Annotated in this window: 5 protein-coding genes; 1 reads left to right on the top strand and 4 read right to left on the bottom strand. The window is 62.3% G+C overall.

Annotated elements, in window-relative coordinates:
* Positions 1-71: 71 nt before the first annotated feature.
* The 4 genes from ACO6VM_RS14460 to coxB are packed head-to-tail and all read right to left on the bottom strand — an operon-like array spanning position 72 to position 4,304.
* A complete protein-coding gene (locus ACO6VM_RS14460) occupies positions 72-959 on the bottom strand; it encodes a cytochrome c oxidase subunit 3 (protein ID WP_401056036.1) in 888 nt (295 codons plus the stop codon).
* A gap of 16 nt (positions 960-975) precedes the next feature.
* Positions 976-1,533 (bottom strand): cytochrome c oxidase assembly protein, encoded by a 558-nt coding sequence (locus ACO6VM_RS14455; RefSeq protein WP_401056034.1) that lies wholly within the window; start codon positions 1,531-1,533, stop codon positions 976-978.
* A gap of 10 nt (positions 1,534-1,543) precedes the next feature.
* Complete coding sequence (gene ctaD / locus ACO6VM_RS14450; protein WP_110995001.1) at positions 1,544-3,133, bottom strand: cytochrome c oxidase subunit I; 1,590 nt, start codon at positions 3,131-3,133, stop codon at positions 1,544-1,546.
* Between the two features lie 43 nt (positions 3,134-3,176).
* A complete protein-coding gene (coxB, locus tag ACO6VM_RS14445; RefSeq protein ID WP_125462064.1) occupies positions 3,177-4,304 on the bottom strand; it encodes a cytochrome c oxidase subunit II in 1,128 nt (375 codons plus the stop codon).
* 380 nt (positions 4,305-4,684) lie between these two features.
* Here coxB and ACO6VM_RS14440 point away from each other — a divergent pair, with 380 nt between their 5' ends.
* The gene (locus ACO6VM_RS14440; protein ID WP_125462063.1) at positions 4,685-5,326 is read left to right on the top strand and encodes a hypothetical protein; all 642 of its coding nucleotides are present in this window, start codon (positions 4,685-4,687) and stop codon (positions 5,324-5,326) included.
* Positions 5,327-5,394: the final 68 nt, after the last annotated feature.

Here is a 5,394-nt window from a genome sequence, read left to right as displayed (position 1 = left end):
CAGCGCCTATGAGATCGAGCGCCGCCCGCGCGGCGCATCGCGGATGAATCCGCTCCCACGGGGCCTTCGTTCTATAGAACGTATACAAAGATGAACAACCCCACCCAGACCACATCGACGAAGTGCCAGTACCAACTGGCCGCCTCGAAGCCGAAGTGTTTCTCCGGGTTGAAGTGCCCGCGCAGAATGCGCACGAACATCACGATCAGGATGATCGTGCCCAAGGTCACGTGCGCACCGTGGAAGCCGGTCAGCATGAAGAACGTCGCGCCATAGATCCCCGACCCCAGCGTCAGCCCCAGCTTGGTATAGGCCTCGTGGTACTCGTAGGCCTGCAACGTGATAAAGCTGATGCCCAGGAGAATGGTCAGCGCCATCCAGAATTTCAGCGGTCCACGGTGATCGCGGCGCAGGGCATGGTGGGCAATGGTGATGGTGATGCTGGAGCTCACCAGCAGGATGGTGTTGATCAGCGGCAGGTGCCACGGGTCGATCACCTCTTTAGGCGGCGGGAACAGTTTCGGGTCTGGCGTGTGCAGCAGCGGCCAGGCGAACTCGAAACTGGGCCAGAGCATGTGCGCCACGCCCTTGGCCCCTTCGCCGCCCAGCCAAGGCCCGGCCAGCACGCGCACGTAGAACAGCGCGCCGAAGAAGGCCATGAAGAACATCACCTCGGAAAAGATGAACCAGCTCATGCCCCAGCGGAACGAGCGGTCCATCTGTGGGCTGTACAAGCCGGCATGGCTCTCCTTGACCACCGCGCCGAACCAGCCGAACAGCATGTACGCCAGGAACAACGCACCGACGAAGAAGATCAGCGGCCCGTGGGATTCCGGGTGGCCGGCCTTCAGGTCGTTGAACCAGGTGCCCAGGCCGAACACCGTGATGAACATGCCGATCGTGGCAATGATCGGCCACTTGCTCTGCGCCGGTACGTAGTAGTGCTCGTGGCTTGCCATGACGTATCTCCTTCCCTCAACGGGCGCCCTCGGTCGCGGCTTGGGCGACCGGGGGGTGGCGAGCGGTGATGTCGAACAAGGTGTAGGCCAGGGTCAGGTGTTTCACCGAATCCGGCAGGTCGCGGTCTACGATGAAGCGCACCGGCATCTCGATGCGCTCGCCAGGCTGCAGCACCTGCTGGGTGAAGCAGAAGCATTCGGTCTTGTGGAAGTACGCCGCCGCCTCGGCCGGGGTGATGCTGGGGATGGCCTGGGCGCTCATCGGGTGCCTGGTCGGGTTGCGGGCAATGAAGATCATCTGGTTCACCGCCCCTGGGTTGACCTCGATCTGGTCGGCGCTGGAGTGGAACTCCCAGCTCATGTCGCCAGCGTTGGTCGACATGAACTGCACCCGCACCGAGCGCGTCGGGTCGCTGACCTGGCTGCCCTCGTACTGCCCGCCGGTCTTGCCGTTGATGCCGAAGGCCTTGCACATCACGTCATAGATCGGCACCAGGGCAAAGCCGAAGGCGAACATCACCACGGTCAGCATGACCAGGCGGGTAACCAGGCGGCGCAGCGACAGGCCGTCCATGGGCGGGCTCCTACTTCACTTCCGGCGGAGTCTGGAAGGTGTGGTAGGGCGCCGGCGACGGTATCGACCACTCCAGCCCCTCGGCACCGTCCCACGGCTTGGCCGGCGCCGGCGCACCGCCCCGGATGCACTTGATGACGATGAACAGGAAGAAGATCTGCGTGGCGCCGAACATGAACGCGCCGATCGACGAGACCATGTTGAAGTCGGCGAATTGCAGGTTGTAGTCGGGGATCCGCCGGGGCATGCCGGCCAGGCCGACGAAGTGCATGGGGAAGAAGGCCATGTTCATGCCGATGAACGACAGCCAGAAGTGCAACTTGCCCAAGGTCTCGTCATACATGTGCCCGGTCCACTTCGGCAGCCAGTAATAGGCCGAGGCAAAGATCCCGAAGATCGCCCCAGGCACCAGCACGTAATGGAAGTGCGCCACCACGAAGTAGGTGTCGTGGTACTGGAAGTCCGCCGGTGCGATGGCCAGCATCAGCCCGGAGAACCCGCCGATGGTGAACAGGATGACGAAGGCGATGGCGAACAGCATCGGCGTCTCGAAGGTCAGCGAGCCTTCCCACATGGTGCTGACCCAGTTGAACACCTTCACCCCGGTGGGCACGGCGATCAGCATGGTCGCGTACATGAAGAACAGCTCGCCCACCACCGGGATGCCGACCACGAACATGTGGTGGGCCCAGACGATGAACGACAGAAAGGCGATTGCCCCGGTGGCGTAGACCATCGAGGTGTAGCCGAACAGCGGCTTGCGCGAGAACGCCGGGATGATCGAGCTGACCGCGCCGAACGCCGGCAGGATCATGATGTACACCTCGGGGTGGCCGAAGAACCAGAACACGTGCTGGAACAGCACCGGGTCGCCGCCACCGGCGGCGCTGAAGAAGCTGGTGCCGAAGTGGATGTCCATCAGCATCATGGTCACCACGCCGGCCAGCACCGGCATCACCGCGATCAGCAGGAAGGCGGTGATCAGCCAGGTCCAGACGAACAGCGGCATCTTCATCAAGGTCATGCCGGGGGCGCGCAGGTTGAGGATGGTGGCGATCACGTTGATCGCGCCCATGATCGAGCTGATGCCCATCAGGTGGATGGCGAAGATGAAGAAGGTCACGCTGGCCGGGGCGTAGGTGGTTGAAAGCGGGGCGTAGAAGGTCCAGCCGAAATTCGGCCCGCCGCCGGGGCTGAACAGGGTCGAGACCAGCAGCAGGAAGGCCGCCGGCAGCAGCCAGAAGCTGAAGTTGTTCATCCGCGGCAGGGCCATGTCGGGCGCGCCGATCATCAGCGGGATCATCCAGTTGGCCAGGCCCACGAAGGCCGGCATCACCGCGCCGAACACCATGATCAGCCCGTGCATGGTGGTCATCTGGTTGAAGAAGGCCGGCTCGACGATCTGCAGGCCCGGCTGGAACAGCTCGGCACGGATCACCATGGCGAACGAGCCGCCGAGCAGGAACATGGTGAAGGCGAACCACAGGTACATCGTGCCGATGTCCTTGTGGTTGGTGGTCAGCACCCAGCGCATCAGGCCCTTGGCCGGGCCGTGGGCGTGGTCATGACCGTGGGCGTGGTCGTCGATCACTGCACTCATGTCCTGTCTCCTGCAATCCACTGACTGCCGCGGGTAACCCGGCTCATTGCGCTTCGGCCTGCTTGAGCGCCAGCACGTCCTTCGGCGTGACCATGTCGCCCTTGTTGTTGCCCCAGGCGTTGCGCTCGTAGGTGACCACGGCGGCGATATCGACTTCCGAGAGTTGCTTGCCGAACGCCGCCATGGCGGTGCCGGGCTTGCCGTGGAAGACCAGGCTCAGGTGGCCTTCCTTCGGCCCGGTGGCGATCTTCGAACCTTTGAGCGCCGGGAACATCGGCGGCAGGCCCTGGCCCTCGGCCTGGTGACAGGCCACGCAGGTGGTGTGGTAGACCTTGTCGCCGCGCGCCACCAGCTCTTCGAGGGTCCATTCCTTGCTGGTCAGCTCCTTGAGCTTGGCCGCCTCGGCCTTGCGCTCACCGAGCCAGGTGTCGTAGTCGGCCTTGGATTTCACCTCGACCACCACCGGCATGAAGCCGTGGTCCTTGCCGCACAGTTCGGTGCACTGGCCGCGGTAGATGCCGGGCTTCTCGATACGCGTCCAGGCCTCGTTGACGAACCCGGGGATGGCGTCGCGCTTGACCGCGAAGGCCGGCACCCACCAGGAGTGGATGACATCGGCGGCAGTCACCAGGAAACGCACCTTGGCACCCACCGGCAGCACCAGCGGCTGGTCGACTTCGAGCAGGTAGTGCTCGTCCTTGGGCGCCTTGTTGTGGATCTGGTCGGCGGGGGTGGCCAGGTTGCTGAAGAACTCGACGTCCTGGCCCAGGTACTTGTAGTGCCACTTCCACTGGTAGCCGGTGACCTGGATATCGATGTCCGAGTCGGTGGCGTCGTAGATGTCGATCAAGGTCTTGGTGGCCGGGATGGCCATGGCCACCAGGATAAGGAAGGGGACAACCGTCCAGAGGATTTCCACCCAGGTGTGTTCGTGGAAATGCGCAGGCTGCTGGCCGGTGGAGCGGCGGTGGATGACCATCGACCAGAACATCGCGCCGAACACCACGATGCCGATGATCACGCAGATCCAGAAGATGGTCATGTGCAGGTCGAAGACGGCGTGGGAGACTTCCGTCGCCCCGGGCGCCATGTTCACGGTCCATGCAGCCTGTGCCTGACCAAACACCGACCACAGCAGGAGGCCCATCCAGACATGTGGATGTCGCATCATTGCGGGTTCCCCTTATCGTTCTTGTAGTCCCGGAGGCGTGGACGACCTGCTACGACAAAGAAGGGTACGGCGGCCAAGACTGCTGACTTCGACGACCGAGCCCCCTGCTAAAGGCAGTCGGGCCTCATCAACGAATCACGTTTCATCGGGAGTATAGACAGCGACCAATGGCGCGCAATGAACAGCATCAAATGACTTTCAGCAAACCAAACGTTTGCGCTGAAAGCCGCATGGATGCTGGGCTGGGGCACAATGATGGCATATTGATATAGCCAATTTCCTACACGTGCCTCAGTGATATAACAAATACGTCTTAGCCAATCTCCTAAGCGAGCTAACTTAGTGTCTTCCGTTTGTAACGCCTTGTCCCTGGAGTTGTCATGAACATCGCTGCTGTACGCGAGCAGATTGAAAATGCCCATCAACATGAGAGCCGCACAGGCCAGCTGAAAACCCGTCTCGAGCAGCAATTGCCGCACTTGCATCCTTCGATTCAACTACCCGAGCAGGATGCCCAGGGTACCCTGGCGCGCTTCGTCGGCGCCTATATCAACGAAGTGCCGGAACTGCTCGAGGCCGCACACAGCGTGGCCCGCGAGGCCGGCATCGAGTCGCAGATCAAACCGGTGCTGAAAATCGCCGAAGCCTACTTCCTGCAGCCACCCAGCGTGATGGCCGGGCATGTCGGCCTCGACTGCCTGCTGGACGAGGCCTACCTGGCGCATCGTCTGGTGGAGGAGGTCAACGACCTGTATATCCGCCATTTCCAGCAGCCGCTGATTCCGGTGGATACCACGGTGGCCAACGTGATCGCCCATCAACTGATTGGCGAGACGTTTGCCAATCAGCTGGACGAGGTGGTGCACCACTCGGTGGATGAAATGCTCAACGATGAGAGCTTTGCCGTGGAATCGGTGGAGCGCTATCGCGACAAGCTGTCGAGCCCTGAGACCGGCGAGGCCTGGAAGCGCTGGCCATGCCTGTCGCGCCAGCTGGGCGTGGAGCTGGGCCAGTCGGCCTGAGTTGAAGCCATCGCGGGGGAGGGACAGGACCCCCAAGAAAAAGAAAAGGAGAAGGAAGGTGCTCCCTC

It is taken from the genome of Pseudomonas sp. GZD-209 (genome assembly GCF_049310485.1).
In the GTDB taxonomy this organism is placed as follows: Bacteria; Pseudomonadota; Gammaproteobacteria; order Pseudomonadales; family Pseudomonadaceae; genus Aquipseudomonas; species Aquipseudomonas sichuanensis.
This window is presented reverse-complemented; position numbering and strand designations above follow the sequence as displayed.